This is a genomic window from Runella sp. MFBS21 (assembly GCF_029433105.1).
Lineage (GTDB): Bacteria > Bacteroidota > Bacteroidia > Cytophagales > Spirosomataceae > Runella.
Genome location: NZ_JARNTW010000005.1, coordinates 274,203 through 298,248, shown reverse-complemented (window position 1 = coordinate 298,248; position 24,046 = coordinate 274,203). Strand labels below are relative to the sequence as shown.

The 24,046-nt window shown below is 43.9% G+C and carries 7 protein-coding genes; 1 reads left to right on the top strand and 6 read right to left on the bottom strand.

What is annotated here, in order from left to right; genetic code table 11:
- Positions 1-141: 141 nt before the first annotated feature.
- The gene (locus P1X15_RS14120) at positions 142-10,041 is read left to right on the top strand and encodes a choice-of-anchor Q domain-containing protein (protein ID WP_277338774.1); all 9,900 of its coding nucleotides are present in this window, start codon (positions 142-144) and stop codon (positions 10,039-10,041) included.
- A gap of 56 nt (positions 10,042-10,097) precedes the next feature.
- Here P1X15_RS14120 and P1X15_RS14115 read toward each other — a convergent pair whose 3' ends face one another.
- The 6 genes from P1X15_RS14115 to P1X15_RS14090 all read right to left on the bottom strand — a co-directional run bounded on the left by P1X15_RS14115 (position 10,098) and on the right by P1X15_RS14090 (position 24,016).
- Positions 10,098-11,201 (bottom strand): serine hydrolase, encoded by a 1,104-nt coding sequence (locus tag P1X15_RS14115; protein ID WP_277338773.1) that lies wholly within the window; start codon positions 11,199-11,201, stop codon positions 10,098-10,100.
- A gap of 54 nt (positions 11,202-11,255) precedes the next feature.
- Positions 11,256-11,828 (bottom strand): hypothetical protein, encoded by a 573-nt coding sequence (locus P1X15_RS14110; protein ID WP_277338772.1) that lies wholly within the window; start codon positions 11,826-11,828, stop codon positions 11,256-11,258.
- Between the two features lie 44 nt (positions 11,829-11,872).
- Positions 11,873-13,300: a PQQ-binding-like beta-propeller repeat protein gene (locus P1X15_RS14105; protein WP_277338771.1), complete on the bottom strand. Its 1,428-nt coding sequence runs from the start codon at positions 13,298-13,300 to the stop codon at positions 11,873-11,875.
- 188 nt (positions 13,301-13,488) lie between these two features.
- Positions 13,489-15,525 (bottom strand): fibronectin type III domain-containing protein, encoded by a 2,037-nt coding sequence (locus tag P1X15_RS14100; RefSeq protein WP_277338770.1) that lies wholly within the window; start codon positions 15,523-15,525, stop codon positions 13,489-13,491.
- Between the two features lie 5 nt (positions 15,526-15,530).
- Positions 15,531-22,334 (bottom strand): hypothetical protein, encoded by a 6,804-nt coding sequence (locus P1X15_RS14095; RefSeq protein WP_277338769.1) that lies wholly within the window; start codon positions 22,332-22,334, stop codon positions 15,531-15,533.
- Between the two features lie 2 nt (positions 22,335-22,336).
- Complete coding sequence (locus P1X15_RS14090; protein ID WP_277338768.1) at positions 22,337-24,016, bottom strand: hypothetical protein; 1,680 nt, start codon at positions 24,014-24,016, stop codon at positions 22,337-22,339.
- Positions 24,017-24,046 lie beyond the last annotated feature (30 nt).

Below are 24,046 nucleotides of genomic sequence, written 5' to 3'. Positions count from 1 at the left end.
GAGCAAAAGAATCTCCATTTTGAGTTAACACAGCCCAAGCCTCAAAAACCATCTTTGTGTTTGTATTCATTCCATCTTTACTACCCTAAAGAGGGCGAGTAAAGAATGGTTTTTCGCTCAATTTTACATTTCAAAGTAGTTATGAAAAACTCTCTACGCTTGCATCCGCTCTGTTTTTTGGGGCAGAGTTTGGTCATTTTATGGCTGACTTTTACCCCTTTTATTAGTGCCGCTGCTACGCTCACCGTTACCAATGGCAACGACAACGGCCCTGGTTCATTGCGAAACGCACTTGCTACCGCCTCCAACAATGACCTTATCGTGTTTGCATCAAATGTTTCGACCGTTACGCTTACTAGCGGGGAACTGCTGATTGAAAAAAGCGTCCATATCAACGGTGGCACAAGTGGTGTCACTATCACACGATCTGGAGATATACAGTTTCGAATTTTCAATGTTGAAAGTGCCTCTGAGCAAAGCCCTGTAACAGCTTTTTTGACTCTACTTACTATTAGCAATGGAAATCACCCCACTCAAGGAGGAGGTATCCAAAATTCAGCTACTTTGACCTTAAATCAATGTAGAATTACGGGCAATACCGCACTTCAAGGAGGCGGCATCCAAAACGACGGGGTAATTACGCTTAACAGCTGTACTATCGACAATAATACTGTCAGTAGTACGGGGGCGGGTTTTATCAGTTTTGGAACCTCCAATACACTCACCAACTGTACCATCAGTAACAACGTGGCTTCTGGAGGGGGCGGGGGCCTTAATATTCAATTTGGCGACCTCTCCATGACACATTGTACAATCGCTTATAATCAAGCGTCAGAGGGGGGAGGGATTTTTATTGCCAATAATTCAACCATTGTGCTTACCAATACAATTCTTGCTAACAATCCAGCTACTAATATTTATGGAACTGTAAGTAATACGAGTTCCCATAATATTTTAAGCTCAACTCCAAGTACGTCGGGAGGAATGAGCAATGGCGTCAACGGCAATATACTTTCTACATCTCCCTTATTAGCCCCCCTTGATACGTATGGTTATTATACGCCTACCCATCCATTACTTCCAGGCAGTCCCGCTATTAATGCAGGCACCAATACTAGTATAAATACTGACCAGCGAGGGATTAGCCGTCCCCACCAAAGCGGCGTTGACATAGGAGCTTTTGAATCTCAGGGCTTTACCATGTTCATTTCTGAAGGCAACAATCAAAGCGCCAATCTCAGTACTGCCTTCACTCATCCATTGATTGTCACCGTTACATCTTCTTATTCTGAGCCAGTAAAGGATGGAAAAGTGACATTTACAGCGCCTGCTAGTGGAGCAAAAGCAACTATTACTACCACTATGGCTACCATCAATGACCAAGGTCTAGCCACTAGTGGCACCGTCAGTGCCAACAATGTAGGCGGTACCTATACCGTCACCACAGAGTCCAATGGGGTGACTTCTCCAACTAGCTTTACCTTGACAAACATCTGTACTGAACCTTCTATCACAATACCTCCTGCTTCTACGACGGTATGTGCAGGATCAAAAGCTACATTTAATGTGACCGCCACTGGCTCTCTTTTGACGTATGTCTGGAAAAAAAATGACCAAACTCTCTCTACTAATTCTACTTATAATACCCCTCTACTTACGTTAAGCAACAGCGGCGATGAGTACAGTGTAGTTGTGAGCGGAGCTTGTGGCACTTCTTTGACTGCCTCCGCTACAGTGACGGTCAATGGTGCGTCAATCATTACATCTCCTTCAAACCAGTTGGTTTGTCCCCACAACTCCGCAACCTTTTCTGTAAGTGCTACTGGTACCAATTTAGGCTACCAATGGCGTAAAGGGGGTACTGATATTCCGAATGCTACCGACCATAATTATACCATCCCAAACGTCAGTATCACTGACGCAGGCTCCTATGATGTCATCGTGTCTTCTACTGGCTGTACAAGTGCTACATCAAGTGCCGCCACACTTACCCTACTCAGCGCGGCAGTTATGACGCCGGATATGCCTTTTTGGGGAGGACGCCTCAATGAAGGCCAATTTCAGTTAGGAGTAGGTTTATGGAACAGCTCAGAAGGACCTATGTTTGCCTTTGACGGAACGGCTAGTAAATCGCTTATTCGTACCACTAGCAACGCAGGATTCATATTTACCCCTTCTACTTGCGAAGGAAATGGGAGAATTATCAATCAAATGCGCATCTACACTGCCAATGACTACCCTGACCGCGACCCTGCAAGTTATGCTATTTATGGAACTAATAATACCTTTAACGGTAGCGGTCCTTTTGATACTTCTGTTTTTACCCTTATCAGTTCGGGGGACCTAAATCTTCCACTAGATCGCAATATCAATTCCCTCAACGACGCCTATTCTCAATTAGTAAGCTTCACTAATACTACTCCCTACAAGAGCTACATGCTCATATTTCCTAGCATTCAAAACTCCAGCACCGTTATTTCTACCCAAATCGCCGAAGTCAAATTCTACCCAGAAAATTTCCAGCCTTCTTTTGTGGTATCTTCGGTGAGCAATACGCAAGGAAAAACGATTGTTAGCTCCTTGGGGACTGTCACCTCTGGTACTGACCAAATGCCCGAAACTCTTTCTATAAGTATCAGTAGTGATGGGACAAACTTCGGGCCTTCGGCTACCTCTAATGGTGTCACTATCAGCAATATTGCTATTGCTCCTACTGGAATCGTGGATGCTTCGATAGCTACCCTTTGCGATGCTACCGACGCTACTTTTACCGTCAAAGTAACCAATGCCCTCAATCAGTCGCAAACGACGTCTCTTTCCGTTAGTACCCACACCAACCCCTCCCCTACATTGTCTTACGCCGACATTTCCATTGAAGCAGGCACTGCTACTACAAATTCGCCTTCCGTGGCTACCGACAATGGTTCTATCTTAACCTATGAAATTCAATCATCGGGAACTTACAGCGGAAGTGTATCGGTCAACAACAGCGGTGTAGTATCTTTCAATAATGTACAGCCTACTGGTAATCACATTATTATTATCAGAGCTAGCGATGATTGCGGAGCTTATACTGATGCAAGTTTTAATATTAACATAAGTACTCCAGTAGCTCGGCATTACCGAAGTATTTCAAGCAATCATTGGAACAACTTAGCAACTTGGGAAACCTCTATTGACGGTATCGAATGGGAGGCAGCGCTCAATGCTCCCACCGCTAATTATGCTAATACCATCACCATCAGAAGTCCACACATAGTCACTGTATCAGCTAGCGTAGATGCCGATGAAGTTTCTATTGCAAATGGTGGAACCCTTATTGTCAACAATGGAATTTCATTGACTATCAATGACGGAACAGGAGTAGATGTAAGCGTCGCAGGTTTATTAGCAATAGCGGGAACCATAATCAACAACGGCCAAGTTCAAATAAACGGAACTCTTCAAATCAACCAAGAAGGTACCCTGAGCAATGCTCCCACCTACGCCATAGGCTCTTTACTGAAATACAATACAGCTGGCAGCTTTGCTCGTGGCAACGAATGGACCCCTAATGCTATTTCAGGGACAGGATATCCCTTTGATGTACAACTTAGCAACAATACAGCCCTTGATCTCTCCAACAGCTCCACTAGCTCTCTTTTTCAGTTGGCGGGAAATCTAATCATCGATCATGGCTCTACCTTATCAATGGGAGCGATGACTCAACCCTTGATTATCTTAGGAAATCTGATTTATAGTGGTACACTTGTCTTCTCTTCAGGAATAGGGGGAGATTTAAAATTATGGGGAGATTTAAGTCAGCAGAATTCTGGTACACTAACTTTTAACGGTCGAACTATTTATTTTGAAGGCAGCTCCACTCAAAATATATCCTCAAGTACTGGTTCATTGACTTTTCCACACCTTACTATTAATAAAGGAGGGGGAACTGTCAACTTAAATACCAACCTGAATATCAATGGCGATGGCGGAGGCAGCTCATTGATATTCAACACAGAATCAAGTACTCTTACCATTAACAGCAATACACTGACTTTGGGAGGCTTCCTCCCCACTCCCCCACTCAACTCGGGAATTATTGGGAGTTCAACAAGCAACTTAATCCTAAATGATGGAGATACTACGGGCGATATGGGAAGCATTCGATTTGTAGCTGACCACCAACTCCTCGGCAATCTAACCATCAACAGAACCACCTCAACAGGCAATATTACTCTTCTGAGTCCGCTTGAGATCAGTGATGTATTGGCTCTCACCTCTGGTACCATCACTAGCGGAGATAATATATTGGAGTCATCTGCTACTGGAAGTATCAGCCGAACTCAAGGTTACGTCATTGGAAATTTGCAGAAAACATTTAGCACTAGCGCACCTTTTACCTTACCCGTAGGTACACCTAATGGTTACTCTCCCGTTAGTATATTATTCTTGAGCGGCCCTGGCACTCTAATGGCTAGAGCTATTCAAAGCAAACACCCTAATATAATTGGCCCGAATGCACTCAATCGGTATTGGCACATTACGGGTAGTAGTATTACTGCCAATCTTGCCTTTTATTATCTGCCTACCGATGTAGTAGGCACTCCAAGTAATTATCGTATTGTCCAATATAACAATGGTTTTATTCCTCCTATTAGTTTTTTCCATGATTTATCAAATCGCATAGGCTACATCAATGGCGTTAGCAATTTTTCAGACTTTACATTTGCAGAACTTCCCTCTGTATTTCCAGAAATAGGGATTAAGAGCAAAAATACGCCTATTGCGAATGGTTCTGGTACTTTTTCTACGCCTAATAACACCTTTTTCGGATCAGTTGAAATTGGAACTACTACAAGTCGCTTGTACACTATCTTCAATACGGGAGCACCAAATCTAAATTTAACAGGCACGCCCAAAGTAACGCTTTTGGGTGATCCTGAGTTTTCGGTCATTACCCAACCTAACTCTCCCGTCAGTCCAGGCGATAGTACTTCCTTTAGTATTCAATTTGAACCCACAACAGTAGGAGATCGCACAACTTTAGTTAGCATTGCTAACGACGACACTGACGAAAATCCTTATAGTTTTTCCATTAAAGCAACAGGCAAAACATGTACCCTGCCAACTATTTCCAGCGTTAACTTGACCCAGCCTACTTGTGCTACCAACACCGGTACCGCCGTCGTCAACGCCTCTGGAACGGGAACACTCGAATATTCTAAAGACGGGACCAACTGGCAAGAAAGCAATACTTTTACCAACCTCACAGCAGGAAATTATACTTTCCAAGTACGTTTGCAAAACAGTACGACTTGTTCGGCTTCTTCACAACAGCAGACCATTAATCCCGTACCAAACGCCCCAACTATTTCCAGCGTCAATTTGACCCAGCCTACTTGTGCTACCAACACCGGTACCGCCGTCGTCAACGCTTCTGGAACGGGAACACTCGAATATTCTAAAGACGCTACCAACTGGCAGGAAAGCAATACTTTCAGTGGACTCGCCCCAGAAAATTATACCTTCCAAGTACGTTTGCAGAATAATACCTCTTGTAGCAATAGTTCGGCTCAGCAGACTGTCAACCCCGTACCAAACGCTCCAACTATTTCCAGCGTCAATTTGACCCAGCCTACTTGTGCCACCAACACCGGTACCGCCGTCGTCAACGCTTCTGGAACGGGAACACTCGAATATTCTAAAGACGGCACCAACTGGCAAGAAAGCAATACTTTCAGTGGACTCGCCCCAGGTAATTATACTTTCCAAGCACGTTTGCAGAATAACACCTCTTGTAGCAATAGTTCGGCTCAGCAGACTATCAACTCCGTACCAAATGCCCCAACCATTTCCAGCGTTAACCTAACCCAGCCCACTTGTGCCACCAACACCGGAACCGCCCTCGTCAACGCCTCAGGAACGGGTACTCTGGAATATGCTAAAGACGCTACTAACTGGCAAGAAAGCAATACTTTCAGTGGGCTCGCCCCAGGTAATTATACCTTCCAAGTAAGGTTGCAGAACAGTACGACTTGTTCGGCTTCTTTTCAGCAGCAGACTATCAACGCTGTACCAAACGCCCCAACCATTTCCAGCGTTAACCTAACCCAGCCCACTTGTGCCACCAACACCGGTACCGCCGTCGTCAACGCTTCTGGAACGGGAACACTCGAATATTCTAAAGACGGGACCAACTGGCAAGAAAGCAATACTTTTACCAACCTCACAGCAGGAAATTATACTTTCCAAGTACGTTTGCAAAACAGTACGACTTGTTCGGCTTCTTCACAACAGCAGACCATTAATCCCGTACCAAACGCCCCAACTATTTCCAGCGTCAATTTGACCCAGCCTACTTGTGCTACCAACACCGGTACCGCCGTCGTCAACGCCTCGGGTACAGGGACTTTGGAATACTCTAAAGACGGTACTAACTGGCAAGAAAGCAATACTTTCAGTGGGCTCGCCCCAGGTAATTATACTTTCCAAGTAAGGTTGCAGAATAATACCTCTTGCAGCAATAGTTCGGCTCAGCAGACTGTCAACCCCGTACCAAACGCCCCAACTATTTCCAGCGTTAACCTGACCCAGCCTACTTGTGCTACCAACACCGGTACCGCCGTCGTCAACGCTTCTGGTACAGGAACACTTGAATATTCTAAAGACGCTACCAATTGGCAAGAAAGTAATACTTTTACCAACCTCCCCGCAGGAAATTATACTTTCCAAGTGAGATTGCAGAACAGTATGACTTGTTCGGCTTCTTCTCAACAGCAAACAATCAACGCTGTACCAAACGCCCCAACCATTTCCAGCGTTAACCTAACCCAGCCCACTTGTGCCACCAACACCGGAACCGCCCTCGTCAACGCTTCTGGTACAGGTACGCTGGAATACTCTAAAGACGGCACCAACTGGCAAGAAAGTAATACGTTCAACAACCTTGCCTCAGGAAATTATACCTTCCAAGTAAGGTTGCAGAATAACACCTCTTGCAGCAATAGTTCGGCGCAGCAAACAATCAACGCTGTACCAAACGCCCCAACCATTTCCAGCGTCAACTTGACCCAGCCTACTTGTGCCACCAACACCGCTACCGCCCTCGTCAACGCTTCTGGTACAGGAACACTTGAATATTCTAAAGACGCTACTAACTGGCAGGAAAGCAATACTTTCAGTGGACTCGCCCCAGGTAATTATACTTTCCAAGTAAGGTTGCAGAATAATACCTCTTGTAGCAATAGTTCGGCTCAGCAAACAATCAACGCTGTACCAAACGCCCCAACCATTTCCAGCGTCAACTTGACCCAGCCTACTTGTGCCACCAACACCGGTACCGCCCTCGTCAACGCTTCTGGTACAGGAACACTTGAATATTCTAAAGACGCTACTAACTGGCAGGAAAGCAATACTTTCAGTGGACTCGCCCCAGGTAATTATACTTTCCAAGTAAGGTTGCAGAATAATACCTCTTGTAGCAATAGTTCGGCGCAGCAAACAATCAACGCTGTACCAAACGCCCCAACCATTTCCAGCGTCAACTTGACCCAGCCTACTTGTACTACCAACACCGGGACCGCCGTTGTCAACGCTTCTGGAACGGGAACACTCGAATATTCTAAAGACGCTACCAATTGGCAAGAAAGTAATACTTTTACCAACCTCCCCGCAGGAAATTATACTTTCCAAGTGAGATTGCAGAACAGTATGACTTGTTCGGCTTCTTCTCAACAGCAGACCATTAATCCCGTACCAAATGCCCCAACCATTTCCAGCGTCAACTTGACCCAGCCTACTTGTGCTACCAACACCGGTACCGCCCTCGTCAACGCTTCTGGAACAGGAACACTTGAATATTCTAAAGACGCTACCAACTGGCAGGAAAGCAATACTTTCAGTGGACTCACAGCAGGGAATTATACTTTCCAAGTAAGATTGCAGAATAACACCTCTTGCTCGGCTTCTTCACAACAACAAACCATTAATCCCGTACCAAACGCCCCAACTATTTCCAGCGTCAATTTGACCCAACCTACTTGTGCTACCAACACTGGTACCGCCGTCATCAATGCTTCTGGTACAGGAACACTTGAATATTCTAAAGACGCTACCAACTGGCAAGAAAGTAATACGTTCAACAGCCTTGCTCCGGGCAATTATACCTTCCAAGTACGTTTGCAGAATAATACATCTTGCAGCAATAGTTCGGCTCAGCAGACCATTAACCCCGTACCAAACGCGCCAACCATTTCCAGCGTTAACCTAACCCAGCCCACTTGTGCCACCAACACCGGAACCGCCCTCGTCAACGCTTCTGGTACAGGAACACTTGAATATTCTAAAGACGGCACCAACTGGCAAGAAAGTAATACTTTTACCAACCTCCCCGCAGGAAATTATACTTTCCAAGTAAGGTTGCAGAACAGTACGACTTGTTCGGCTTCTTCTCAACAGCAGACTATCAACGCTGTACCAAACGCGCCAACCATTTCCAGCGTCAACTTGACCCAGCCTACTTGTGCTACCAACACCGGTACCGCCCTCGTCAACGCTTCTGGAACGGGAACACTCGAATATTCTAAAGACGCTACCAACTGGCAGGAAAGCAATACTTTCAGTGGACTCACAGCAGGGAATTATACCTTCCAAGTAAGGTTGCAGAATAACACCTCTTGCTCGGCTTCTTCTCAACAGCAGACTATCAACGCAGTACCAAACGCCCCAACCATTTCCAGCGTCAACTTGACCCAGCCTACTTGTGACACCAACACTGGTACCGCCGTTGTCAATGCTTCTGGAACGGGCATTTTGGAATACTCTAAAGACGGTACTAACTGGCAAGAAAGTAATACTTTCAACACTCTTGCCGCAGGCAATTACACCTTCCAAGTGAGATTGCAGAACAATACGACTTGTTCGACTTCTTCGCAACAGCAAACAATCAACGCAGTACCAAACGCGCCGACCATTTCCAGCGTCAACTTGACTCAGCCTACTTGTGCCACCAACACGGGTACCGCCGTCGTCAATGCTTCTGGTACAGGTACACTTGAGTATTCTAAAGACGGTACCAATTGGCAAGAAAGCAACACTTTCAGCAACCTTGCCGCAGGAAATTATACCTTCCAAGTGCGTTTACAGAATAATATCACTTGCTCGGCTTCTTCACAGCAGCAAACCATTAACGCAACTCCCACATCACTGACCGTATTTAATTTGCAAGGTGGAGCCACTCTATGTGCTAATAGTTCGGGCAACACACCTGCCGCGGCTATCGTCCTCAATGGGTCACAAGTCGGAGTAATATACCAACTCAAAAAAGACAACCAAAACTTCCGCGAACCTATCTCTGGTACAGGCAGCAACCTCATATTTTCCAACATCACCGAAGCTGGTACGTATACAGTCGAAGCGTTTGTAGAAGGAAGAGCTTGTTTGACCAATATGAATGGAACTGCTACAATCTACCTCGGACAGAGCCCTAATGTCTTTGCTCTCACAGGAGGTGGTAGTTATTGTAATGGCGGCTCAGGCGTGGCGATTGGTCTATCTGGCTCGCAAGAAGGATTCGTCTACCAACTTCGACGCAGCAATACCAACATCGGCACTCCAATCTCAGGCACTGGTAATGCCATCAGTTTTGGAAATCAAACTACTGCAGGTTCCTATACCGTCGTAGCCACTCAAGCTACTTCGTCTTGTAACAGAAACATGAGCGGTTCAAAAACGGTAACCATCACCAATTGCAATGCCAGAGTCGCCAATAAAGAAAATAGTCCTATTGAAAGTACCGAAATTAAAGATTGGGCCACTATCGCTCCCAATCCAGTGGTGAATTCTTTTGCTACAGTTTTGATAAAAGGGCAAGCAAATCAAACGATTCAATGGAAACTCATTGACTTGAAGGGCAATATTTTGAAACAAAATACTTTTGAAATCACCTCCCTTCACCACCGTCAAGAAATTCCTTTGCAGAATACGCCTATTGGTACTTATTTTTTAAAGTTCAATACAGATGTTCGAAGTATTACATTGAAAATTGTTAAAGTAGACTAGTCATGCCTCCCCCTAAGCATTTTCATCGCTTGGGGGGATATTTTTATTCACCAAAATCACTTTTGTTTTTTTAGTTCTTGTTGCCAGTTGATTCCCAAAAAACTAAAAGCATGGTGAGCTCCACCAATCGTGTGATATATGATTTCATCGGCAAAATCGAGACCTTTTTCTCCATTGGCAAAATAAACTACCCCTTCCTTTTTGGTCAGATTTACCATGTAAAAGGCTTTAAAGTCCCCATTATCCCCCCAATGCCACAAATAGGTTCCGTCGGACAGTTGCTCCACCCCCATTCCTAATCCCCAAAAAGATTGGGGGACGATTTCTCCTCCCGAGAAACGCTCCGGTAGCGGTGTTTGAGGGCTAAGCATTTCGGCGAGCAAAGCTTGATTTAGTCCTTTTGAGTCGAGTAAGGCTTGTAAAAAAAGTGCATAATCTGCTGCCGTGGTCTGAAGAGAATAAGCCATGTTGGCTTGTGTAGGTTTGTATTTTTGCCCAATCGCTTTTTTGTCATTATGAGGGAAAGCAAAATCGGATTCAAAATCGGCTTTCCAAACAAAACCACTATGGTTCATTTTAAGAGGCTTAAGAATCTGCTGCTCCATCCAATCATTGATGGGCATTCCTGTGATTTTTTCAACTACTTTTTGTAAATACACGAAGCCCTCCCCCGAATACCCAAACCTTTCGCCCGGCGTAAATGACATATTCACCCGAGGTTTTTGTCGATTACGTCGCCAATTAGGAAACCCCGAACGATGACTCAATACTAGCCGCGCAGTGATTTGCTTATAACGCCCATCAAAAGCGGCATCAGCATAAGGCAAATATTGATAAAGAGGCTTGTCTAAATCGATTTTCCCTGCTTCTACAAGTTGCATTACGGCATAAGCAAAAATCGGTTTGGTAAGCGAGGCCGCTTCAAAAACGGTATTGACATCCACTTTCTGTGAAGAATCTGCCTTAGTCATTCCGTACATTTTAAGAGAAATAGGTTCGTTGGGACCAAGTAGCGCAAGCGATAAACCTGGCACTTTCGCCTGAGTCATCATTTGTTGGATAAGGGTATCTAAGTGATTGGGAGAGAGTACCTGTTGTGCATGAATTTGCAAACAAAATCCTCCCAACCACATTATAAACATAAAAGCATGTCGGTTCATAGAGCAATCCTTTTTTTAGTGTTGCTGCAATTTACCAAATCAGCCTCTATACAATCAAAGGTTTTTTTTCTTACCGTCTGGCGTAAACGAAAACACTGGTCCTTCCCATGCCCCAAAATCAATTGTCCCTGCGCTTTCTGTTAAAGGGGCAAAAATTCCAATTCTATTATATTTCTGAGTCATAGGGCTCGCGATTACTTCAGCATTGGTATAAGCCGCCAAATAACTACAAAACAACTCACCATCGTTTGCAGTATATTTGGCACCTTTATCTTGCTGGGCTATATTACAAGCATAAATTGTAATTTTTTTGACCAAGCCATACAAGGCCCTTGTCACATTTAGATTAGAAAGCAGAAGATTCTCCTTCCCAATCGCCAACCCTCGTTCATCACTACTTGGTATAGATTGGGCAGCTTTATCAGATTCTATTCCAGCAGGTTTTGCACCTCCATGACACATAATAAAAAGATTATCTAATCCATTTTGGGAACGAGCATAGGTGGCTATCCACTCAAATATATGAGATATATTATTCTCTTTATTTACTTTAAAAATATTATCCGCAAGATGGGTAGGAGCTTTTCCCAGTAGCCGCGTATCATGCAAAATCATGTTTTTAGCCATTTGTTTGTTTTTTAATAAAACCCTCCATTTCTCTCTATTTACTTTTACTGTACCATTCCACTAATACCCGCATGATACACTGTGCCGTCTTTGGCTACTACGCAGGGAGATGATTGGTCAATAGTACGGCCAGTATCGTATTCCCATTTTTTGGTACCTGTAGCCGCATCAAAGGCATAGAGTTTCTTGCCAATGCCCTGATAAACTAGCCCCGTTGCTACAACTGCCCCAGAAGCAATCAAATTGTTGGCTTCAGGTTTTGCTTCCCATTTTTTGATACCAGAGGTCGCATCTACGGCGTAAAGGGTGCCTCCCGCACCGATATAGACGATACCGCTAGCCACTATAGGTGACGAATAATCAGGGCCGCCATCAGGAGTTTTAAATTCCCACTTCTTTGCCCCTGTTTTAGCATCCAGAGCATAGAGTTTATCATTGTTAGTGTTAGCAACCGCACTAGTCCCAATATAAACGACGCCATTCGCAACAGTGGGAGATGAATTGGTAATCAAACCGCTGTCAAACGTCCATTTAGTCACTCCTGATGAAATATCAAAGGCGTTAAAGCCACTAAACTCCGACCCAGCATACAAAAGCCCATCAATCACTGCAGGTGACGACTCGGTAATAAATGTTTTGTCTGCCTTCCATTTTCTAGCTCCAGTCTTCGCATCCAATCCATAAATGCCTACCTGAACTCCTGTTCCTCTAATACTAGCATAAACAATACCATTTACGAGCGTAGGAGAAGCCTGCCAGCCGTATATTTCATCATCTCTAAACTCCCATTTTTTGGTACCCGTCGTAGCATCTAAAGCATAGAAATAATTATCACCAGGATAATAAACCAGCCCATCACTCACCAAAGGGGCAGCAAAAGGCTGCAACAATTTGACGGTTGAGGGATTTGACTCCCATTTCTTAGCCCCTGTCTCAGCGTCGAGGGCATAGAGTTTTTTATCCCAACTGGCAAAAAATACGACACCATTCACCACTGTTGGGGAGGAATTAATACTTGCCCCCGTCTTAAACTCCCATTTTTTGACACCAGTAGTCGCATCTATTGCATAAAAGACACCATCTAAGTTGCCTATATACACTGTCCCTCCTTTTTCTTTATCGACACTCACTGTATACGCCTGCGTACTACCGTCTTCGGCAGTTACGGTATACGTTACGGATTTTGAAAAATCCTGTGCCGCACCAGAGGCAGGTGATACAGTGGCTTTATCAGATACCGTAATCGTGGGTACGAGCTTGGTAATATCCGTAGCGGCTGGTACTGTAGCCGACAGAGTAGTACCACTTATAGTCGCATCCACTGCGAGGTTAAGAGCCGCAAAAGTGAACTTCGTAATAGCTTTTGCGGAGCTTTTAGCCACGGGGGTTGGTGGCGAATCTTCTTTTTTACAAGACACCACGCAAACCATTAATACCAACCCTATCCAGCTGAGTTTCTTGATAATTTTCATTTTAATAAAATTAAAAAGTTAACAATTCTTTAGGGGCTTTTAACCCTATTTTCAGTGCTAATCTTCACCCGTTTATAATAGATCCAAGCTAAAACTGAGCAAACGGTAGGTTCATTGAGTGCAATGTGGAGTTGGTTGAGTGTGCGTTCATTACATTGTATCCAAACTCAAAGTGATAAATCGCTATTTTATCTTTGAACACTGGGTACACTATCCAATATCGATTCTCCTCCGTCTTTGTAAAGCACTTTTATGGCATAGCGGTATTTTCCCGTTTGCGTAGATTTGTCAACAAACTGACTGGTGGTGCTTGGTAATCCTTCTATCAAAACCAAACCTGACTGATTTATTTCTCGGTAAATCAAAACCCGGTTAGCGGTCACTGAATTTACGTTCCATGTCAGTAAAATCTGCTTACCATCAGTAGTTTTGGTAACTTTTAAATTTTGCACGCCTCGCCGTATCCCCGAATCGTAGGGTTTTACTTGGATTGGGAATGATTTTTCGGATAACAATTGGCTGTCATCCATGGCAACTAATGTATAACTGTACCGATGTTTTGGTAAAACGGTCTTGTCAATGTATGAATTCTTTTTGGCATCCAGACGCGTCAGTTCGCGCCATTCGGGGTCTTTGCCATCTTCTTTCCGATATACTATCTGCATTTTTACATCTTCGCTCGAAGACGGCACCCAATGGAGAGTCGCCGTACTGTCGGATACTGAAAAACCATCGAATACAGGACTGACGGGAGGAATACGGTCGGGCTTTTTGAGTTCTAAAATTTCTGAATAGGGACTGGCTCGGCGCGACTTATCAAAAGCTACCACGCGATAGTAAATTTTTTTGGTAAGGCTACGAAGCGTAATGCTATCGGCAAAGAACTCGTCTGCCAAAAAATCAGTGGTGATGGGTGTAAAAACGTGGTCGATGGCGTTGGCTTTATAAACCATATAGCCCAGCAAATCGGGTTCATTGTTTTTTGACCATTGAATTTTAACAATACCTGCGCTATCGATACTACCTTTGAGACCCGTGGGTTTTAAGGGAGCCGATTCGTCTTTCATCACCACATAAGCAGGTAATGAAATGGCCGTATTGCCTGCGGTATCTATGGCTGATACTACGTAATAGTTTTTACCATATTGATTTCCTAATGGGTCTTTAAACCGTGTAATGTCTTTAGTCAAAAGTTCAGAAATAGTTTGATAAGTACCGTTTATTTCGCTACTTTTCTTTACTACAAAACCCTTAAAATCACCCTCTTTCAGTTGTTTTTGCCACTCTATAAGTACCTCACTCCCCTTAGAATTGGTCGCTTTTAGATGTGTAGGAGCTATCGGAGGGGTTAAATCACGCCCTCTTACATTCAAAATGGGTGAAGGAGAACTCAATACGCCGAAAGTGGTCAGCCCAATGACTCTATATTGGTAATTTGTATAGTTTTGAGGCAACGAATCCACAAGTGTAATGTATAACGAATCACGGTTTCCGTAGAGATAGGGGTCTTTATTGATTCGCTTAAAACTTTTTCCTCCGTCGTCCGAACGGTCATAGTAATAAGCCACAAATTGCTGATTGGCCAATGCCTGATTCCACCTAAATTTTACTACTTTATCTCCTATTTCTTTGAAAATCACTGGCATTAGGGGTTTATCATCCACCTTTTGGGTATTGATTAGAATGGACGCGGGCGTAATGGCAGGCAACCCTTTCAGAGGAGACGCTTGCTTCAGTACATAGAGATAGTTTTTGTTTTTGGCGATGTTTTTGTCCACAAATCTCAGTCCCATTTTTTGACCATAGTCAGCATAAACCGCTGTATAGAGCATTACAAAGAAGAAACGATAATCGTTATGATTTTTTCTTTCAAAAGCTTCGCCAAACGACCCTGTTTTTGTATTTTTTTCTTCTTTTAACAATTTTGCAAATCCTTGGGCAAGGGTATCTTGGGGCGGCAAAGCTGCCCATTGAGCTTGCGAAAATGCTTTTAAGTTAGCACTCAATACCGTAGAATCAAGAATTTTAAAATTGCCACTATCCACAGTATATCGCATCAGCCGATACCCCGATTGATTGCCTGATTTCCACACAAGGGCATCTTTGGGTAACCAACGTAAAATCACTGAGTCACCTGTATAATGGGCTTGGAGTGTGATGTTGGCCTTCTGAGCCTGAACAAAATACCCCATACACGCGAATAAAAGAATAAACAATTTTTTCATGGGCATTAGTCAGGTTGTCGATAAGCAGAGGGTTGAGCGTATCTAAATTCTATCTTTTTTTCTAAGGTATTCCCGCCGATTTGACCACCATAATACCTAATAACAGCCGCCGCGGTGTCGTCGTCGAAGGGAACAATATCAAAGCGCCCGAGCAATAACTCAAATAACTTATCACGAGTAGCAGTATCTTTTTTGAGCAAATCACCATAGGTAATGATGTCTTTTCCGAATGCCTCTGCAATGACTTTGACCGATTCGACGTCAAATTTTTTCAGGGCGTCATTGAGATACATCGGTTTTTTATTGATTAACTCCTGACGCAAGCGCTGGTGTAGTTCTTGGGTTTCGTAATAAGCCAGTACCCGTCCCCAAACTCCATTGGCTTCATTTTTGAGCTTTTCATAGTTGGCCTTCACTTCTTCAAGTGAATACGCAAACGTTGTATAAACCAACGACTTATTTAAGTTAGCGCCTCCCCCTCCTATGCTAAAACGTGCCTTCTTTTCTACTTTTTGAGTTCCTAAGTCCGCCTTGTCATAACCTGTAAAATAGGTTCTGATTTTGTTTTGAAACCTCAAGTTTTTCATCTCAGGCGACAGTAAATTCCACGACCAATTATTGAGTTTGGTACCAGTGAAGAGATTATCAAGCTGTACCAATTTTTGAGTATAATATCGACTCAGCTTAGGCGCAGGGATAATCTCAAACAATACGCCCTTATTTTTCCCCCTTTCTCCAAAAACCTGCGGTTCTACATCTGTTTTTTCTAATGGTTCAAGAGTCTGATTCCCTCCCAAACTTACCATTGCTAAGTAGCCATATCCTTTCCCTTCTATATCGCTTTGGTAAGCCGCCATTTTCTCATTGAAAGTAGCATACTCACTCGTTTTAAAACGGTATTGATATAACGTCAAATCGGGTTGTTTTTCAAGAACTAGCTTTTTGGATGTAGTCATGTTATTTTTGAGAGAGGTGATTCGTTCTCCCCCAGTAGCTGTCGCTTTTACGGTATTGGTTTTGCTTTCTGCATCAAGCGCAGTACTGGGTTTGGTATTTAATTTAGCAAAAGTGGTATTTGAAGCATCAGTTGTATAAACCAAAGATTTTCCCCTCAATACCAATTTGACAGTATATTCTGTGTTTTTTTCGAGTTTCCCAGCTCCTCCAAAAGAAGAAAGGCCACCTGCAAAAGAGTAATCAATATCTGCTCCGTCGAGTTGGGTAGGAATTTCTACGGCTTTTTGTGTTTTTTGGTTCGTCAGTAATATGATAGGTTTGTCCTCAAACTGCCGTTCTTCGTCACTATAGGTTGTAAACTCTACTTTAGTGGCCATTCCCAAGCGGCCACGTTTGTATTCATTCGCCAATGCGTATTGTTGATTTTTAAATGGAAGCCGTGCCACTACCAAATTGTCATCAAAAGAATCGGGCATTTTTCCAGTGCTAAAATTAATGTTTCTTGTTTCGCTGACCGGGTTGTTTTTCCATTTATACTCCTGATAATTTGCCTCATTGCCGCGCTTAACCAAAGCCTTGGCTGATACTCTTAATTGATAATCTTGTTTGGGGAAAAACATGCTTTCTTTATTCCAAAACAGGGTTTGCCCGTCACGTTTTAAGATAAAATCGTTGGTCGTTTTGGTAGATACCGACGCAGAAGATGTACCTGTATAAGCTGCTTCCACTTCCAGCTTGTACGACTCAACGATAGGGTTTTCGTTGTCATCAAGCGCATCCACTTCAAATTCAAGTGGATAATTCAGAACCAGTACCGGAGAATGAAACACATTTACGTCTTTTTCGCCAGCGCTAATGTTGACACTATTAATAAGAAGGTTGTTATCAAACGGATTGGTACGTACTACGCATTTGGTACCAATCTGAACTGGCAAGCTGAAATCTTTGATAGGGTTTTCGACATACACCATGCCATCAAACCACGTAGGGTTGGGCAGCCCCGTACCCAGTCTTGCATACAAACCTATACTTGTAGAACCCAACAAAAACACGCTTGCCGTGACTTGCAGATACCCATAAGCTTGTGCTTGAGCATACCATCCCTTGAAGCCTGCGGGTTTGCCGTTGCAATCGCCAGCACCGCTTTTAAGATTGATATCAAAGCCCAACCCTGCGCGATAGCCTACGCTCACCACTTCAAGGTCTATTTTTGCAGCGGCGTTGAGGGAGGCTCCGAAGGCAATACCATCTCCCGACTTGGCATTATCCATTTTGAAAGGCTTATAGTTGAGCTTACGAAGTACATCATCGGGCACATCAGGAGCAGGTATATCGGGAATGTCTGTACCAAGCATAAAATAGGTTTTGGCAGTGGCGACATCTACGATATTCAAATTTATTCGATTTTCGGGCTCCCCAATTTTTAGAAAATACCCCTCTGGGCTGGCATGAATCCGCAGGTTTTTATCAGCAGTAAGTTCTATTCCAGCCTGTTTGGCAGTGACACTACCCGTGAAATCGAAAAGATTTTGTTGACTATCATAAATGGCATTGAAAGAGCCATTTATCAACCCATCACCTGCTTTGGAGGGGGTGTTAGAGGCATTGATAAGCTGCACATCACCGTCGAGTGTGAGTTTAAGCCCATCGCCAAACTCCGCTCCCATCACCACTTGTCCTGCGGCTATTTCTTCTTTGACAATACATAAGTTTACGCCCGCCTTAATGCCAATTGGCCCTTCTTTCGGAATATAGTTAGGCTTTGTAGTGATATTTTGACCTTTCTCAATCGGTGTGGTGAGAGTCATATTATGATAGGCACCACCGCCAAAACCTGTAATATAAACTGCGGGCGGTACCATAGGAAGTTTGAAACCATTGAGATTAGCATAGACATACCAATAACCAAAATTGTCTTTATGACCAAATTTAGCCTCCGCAGCAAGTGCAATTTTTGGAGGAAATGTTGCCCTTAAGTTACCAGCAAAGCCATTCCCCATTGTTTTGTCTCCACGATAAAAAGTCAATGAGCCTTTGACACTCACAGGCCCCAACTCTCCCGAAACATATACGCTGTCTAAATACACCCCGTCGAAACGCATTTTGGGTCGTAGATTTTCCAGCTTTACATCAGCCAAAATAGACAATCCTACTTTGGCAACGGGTTTGAGTGGAATATTTGACATTTCTAAGCCACCTCCAAATACAAACCCTACTTTGCCGTCTTTCATGACAGGCATAAAGGCATCTACTGTAAATGGAAATCCCCCGATACTCTTTTGGGGGCTGGCAAATTTGCTAACAAAGCCCGAAAAGCCTTGGTAAACATCTTTTCCTTTTTTGAGGGCAGGCGAGTCAAAATTTCCTAACTCAATATAGGGTGCTTGGCTTTGTATTTTAAGTCCCTGAAATGTAAACATATCCAATTTGAAACTCGGTAGCGGTAGGCCTGCGACATCGGTTACGGCTTCGCTTACATCAAAACTCATCTCACCGTTCAAATCGGCCTTTGCCAGAAATTTACCTTCATTCACTGCTTTATCACCCACCGTTACAGTGATGTTAGAAGTGGCCAACAAACTCATTTTGGCTTTCCAGATAGATGCGCTGATGTCTTTATCTTTATCAGGTTTAATCACAAACTGATACTTCAGCTTGCTGTCTTCTTTGTCTTTGGTAAGGGTGGTGGTATAAGCAAGGGATGTACTTTTGTCATCGCCCGAGATTGGTAACACGATTTTGCCATCGGCAGCAGCTTCGATGAACACGTTATTGAAAAAAGTAACGTTGAAATTATCCAACGAAAAATACCAACCTGCCAGATTTCCGTCGCCGATACCAATGGCGTTTTTAGCGACCAAACTCCCTGTTACACCACGGCTATCAATTACAAAATTATTAACCGTTACGTTTACGCGGTCTTTCTGGTCGGCTTTGAATACCTCGGGCAGCGTTACTTTGAGTTGGGGCAAATAAAACCCCTTCCACGTATTCTCTTTCAGCAAACCCACGTCTCCTTTGTCATTGTTGGGGAGTTTAGGTTCGAGAGCCGCCAGCATTTTGTCCATACCAGCAGGGTTTTCTTTGTCGCTGTGGTCGTAGGTAGCTTCACCTACAAGTTCAAAGTCAAGGTCTTCCATGCCGTGTACTTTAAATGCGGGGATGCTTACCTTGGCTACCCAGTCCGAAAACCCGTTAGGTGTTTGGGCTTTGAGCGTGGCTATTACTTTTTCGTCATTGTCTTTGCGGCGAATGATGTCTTTTTTAAACTCGTATTCGGCATAAATATTGATCTGTTTGAATCCATCTTTAGTATTGTAAACCACGTACGTAGCTTTGCTCAAGTCCGCACCTCCTTTAAGGGTTAAGTTACTGATAGGCACATCTTTGTAGAGGTACAATGTATATTCCTGGCAACTGCCTTCTATCCCAATGCACGCTCCTTTGAAACCAAATGGAATCACGATATTTTCTTCTTTTAGTTCCACCACCGTCATTACGTCAAACTGGGCATTGGTGGGCGTAATCAGGAAATTCTCGAAGGCCGTAGTAATGTCCACTCCACCAGCGTTTTGGGTAAAACCCAGGGGCGTTTGCCAGCCAGCAGTGTTGGGAGCATTTTTGAGAGTAGCCGCATTTTCATTGATATAGTTGGTGATTTGTCCCCAGCGGTTTTTAAGTTCGGTTTGTACTTGTTGGGCTTGGGCTTCGAGCTGTGTGGGGTTGGTCAAATCAGGCGTGAGGCCGTTGGTGTTGGTCAATTTATCAAAATCGGGCAGTTTGTTGGGCAGCGTAGCATCGGGCATGAGGCTCGGGATACCGCTACTGTTTTTCTTAGACATAATTTTACCCGCAAACATGACCCCGTCTTTGTTTACTTTTACTCCTTCAAATGTTACCTGCATGGGCAAACCCAAAATGGTTGCAATACCTTCCCCTTTGCCGCTGTTGGCATCGCTTATTTTATTAATGGCCACTTTGTAGCCTTTGGTGCCACCCGCCAAAAAGGTTTTGCTTTCTGCCAGATTGGCTTTTTCTTCTATTTTATCCTGAATATCAGGAAACTTGCAGCCGCTGCATTCGGCCATAGTTACAACGGGGTCAGGTGGTGGTGGAGATCCACACTTTCCCACACAAAACGAGCGTATTTCGCTGACCGCGTAATGCGCGCTTTTTTCGTCAGCAGCAGGATCGGTGAGCCATTTTACGCGCCAGTAATACATCACCTCGGTGGTAAGGGGTATTTTTTGAGAAATTGTAGCATACGTCAAGTCGGCCAGTTGGGCAGCATTTTTAATGTCCCCCGAATTGACAGTCAATTGCCCTGACCGAACAGCTTTGATGTCGTCTGGCTTGAACTCTTTGGAAGTGGCTACTTCCAATACATACTTTTCATTGACACTCAATTTATATTTTCCTATTGTTCCATTTTGTGCCTGGGTGATGTCAAACGGGAATAAATCTTCGTCGGCGGGTCGCTTGCTTGTTTCAAACTCGAAGGTTAGCTCACCTGTATCGTTTATTTTAGCATTGGCAGCGGGAGTTTTCAACACAGGCTGATCCATACCCGCGACAAATTGCGCATTGCAACTGCCACTCAGCTCTTTGCCAGGCTTATCGGTCATAATAGCATTGACCCCCCATTTTGCGATACGATGTTTTTCAAATTCGGCCAACAACTTAGCCCCCGCTGTGCCCTCAGGCAGACTCAGTGGCAGAAAAGTGGCGAGAATATCATCGACGGGTATTCCCTTTAAGGCGAACTCCTGCGCTTTGGCGGGTGAATTAAACCTTGACCAGTCGTTACTCGCTTCATTTGAGCCTATTTCTTTGTTTTTTTCATCCCATACTTTTAACTTAAAATCAAAACGCTGATAGCTTTCTTTGTAGGGGGCATATTGGATTACCAAGGGCATTCCTCTAAAAGGCATCGCTCGGTTGTTTTTGGGATAAGCAGCCGAAATAGTAAAGGGACTGGAAGGATCACTTCCACCATACTTAAACGTAAAAACTTCACTAAGTCCCTGATTTTGGAAAGAGTAATACTTAGAAATCGGTTCTTTTTCAGCTATTACCACGCGCCAAGCGTAGCTTTTCCCCACTTCAAATTTGGGGTCACTTGCCTTGTATAAGTATGTAGGGCTACCATTTTCTATTTGAATATCTGCAAACAACGGCCCCGACCGAAAAGCATCGTATTCGTTTTGATTGGGGAGCAGTTCGGCTATTTGAAGATTGTATTTGATACGACTTGGTAGTACACCTGCCGTGCTTGTCCACGAAAATTGCAAAGGTTGATAGTTGGCACTTGCGTTGGCAATGGATTCTTTGTTTTGGGGTTGTAACAGAAATGGGGCTTCGATAGAAGTAATCGTGAACCTATAACAGACCTGTTCAGATAGCTGCCTATACCCGTTTGCTTCAAAAGTTTTGACACAAAGTTCATAGTCTCCTTCGGGCAAAATATAATTACCGATAGCATCTAATTTTAGAGGTTGGGTACTTTTATCAAGTAGTTTCTCGGCCGAATAAGACTGCTGTAAATCATTAGAATTCAACAATTTACCCGCATTTGTAACTACAATCGGATAAACGCTCTTATCACCTGTATAATATTCAAGATTGTCGGGTAAACTCAAATCAACGCCTGTATTGCTTCTCAACGAACCTGTGATTCTGACCTCAGTGTTATTTCCGAAAAGTTGTAGCTGTACTTTTTCTGGTTTCAGATAGTCTCCAAACAGATTTGAATAAGGCGCGTTGACAGAAAGCGTTGCTTGAACAGGATACTGCGCCCAAGTAGCCATACTGATAGCCAAGAAGTAAAGAAATAGTAATGCCTTTTTCATCATTTTCAGAAAGTATAGGTATAGTCGAGTGTGCCTCTAAATTCATTGAAATTGCGATTCGTAGCAGTTTCATCTTGGCTCATCACTTGGTAAGCAGTCAACCCTACGCGATGATGTTTGGCAGGTTTCATGTGAGCCGAAGCCGAAAAACTCATAGCGTTGCTCTCTTTAGATAGGTTGTAGTTGGCACTGAAATTGGTAGTAAGTTTATTTTTCAGGAAACCTTTGCTTACCCCAGCCGTCATACCCAAGTTATCGGTAGTACCACCAATGTTTGTGAGGGAAAAATAACTCACCCCAAAATCAGCACTTAAAAACTGTTTATCGAGCGAAAGTCCATAATTAAAGTTAGCATTAAGGCCACTATATTCGGTGTTACGTTTAAAGGTAGTATCCGTACTGTTATCGATGAGCTGGTTAGTCCCCACGGATAACATCAGATTGTGGCTAAACGCTTCATTTACAAATGTAAGCCTAGGCATGAGCATCAGGGTATAATTGGCCTGATTCATAAGTTGTACTGCTTGCGTAACGGTTTGCTTGATACCCGGCGCTTGATTGAGCGTGCTGTAATTGGCATTGACCATAAAGCCAAACATCGCCGAAGGATTGATTGATAGCGTAGCAGAGGGCAAAAATCGCCGCGTACTTCGTAGCTTATCGCTGTAGAGATTGTCGCGTTGAAGACGCAAATTGCCATTAAAAACCACTTTATTCTTCAAAAGATTAAAACGCGGAGCGACGGAGATAATTTCCAAATCGTTATTCACATTATACATTCCCATGGTCGTAAACCCTGGGTCGATACGCTGATAACCTGCCCGAATCCCATAACCTTTTCCACTATACGACAAGCTGCTACTGACAGCTATTAACCCTCTTGAAGAGATATTGACATCAACCGTTTTGTAGAGCACAGGCGACACTTGAGCTTCAAGCAGGGCGGGGTCTATTTTGGCGGCGTTGACATCGCCCGTATAGATACTAAAGGCGGCGTCTGCATTAAAAACCAGTCGCGTTCCAAAGCTCTTATTTATGACCACTCCCACGACCGTATTTTTGGCTGGACTCAGTCCAAACTTCTCATAATCTGTCAGTGAGGTAGCGTCGTCATAGCCCTGCATCATAATCAGATCAACGTAGTTTTGTCCTTTCCCTACGCCCAGCCTTGCCGCATAGCCCATACGCCGAAAAGTAGTGGGGCGATTTTCGGCCGATGTAATTGCTTTGTTGAGCCGCCCCATCATAAAACCCATCCTCAGAAGCCCTTTCTGTACTTCCAAGCCCCCGCCAAGCACTGTAAAGCCATTGAGGGTATAGTCTGAGAAACGTAGATTTCGGTAGCCAGCGTGAAGGGTAAATCCCTTGTAGGTAGGACTCATACCAAATTGATTAAAAGGCTGGGCAAAACTCGTTTGACGATTTGAATAACTAACCGAAAAAGGAAAGCTGAGTCCATTTAACAACGTAATCGTCACACTTCCCGACAGCCCATAGCCAAACGGATTGGCTCGGTACAACGGACTACGACTCCCCATACTGTAGTAGCTTCGTGCGCCCACACTTCCCGATACCTTCACGGGATTTTTGGCAGAAAGCTGACTGAGGTCTTGGGCGAATACAGGGCACAAGCCAAACGTCCAAAGCAGTAGCAAGGGCAAAAGGTATAGCTCTCCTTTCTTCATTAGGATTAAAAATTTTAGGGTCATTCCATT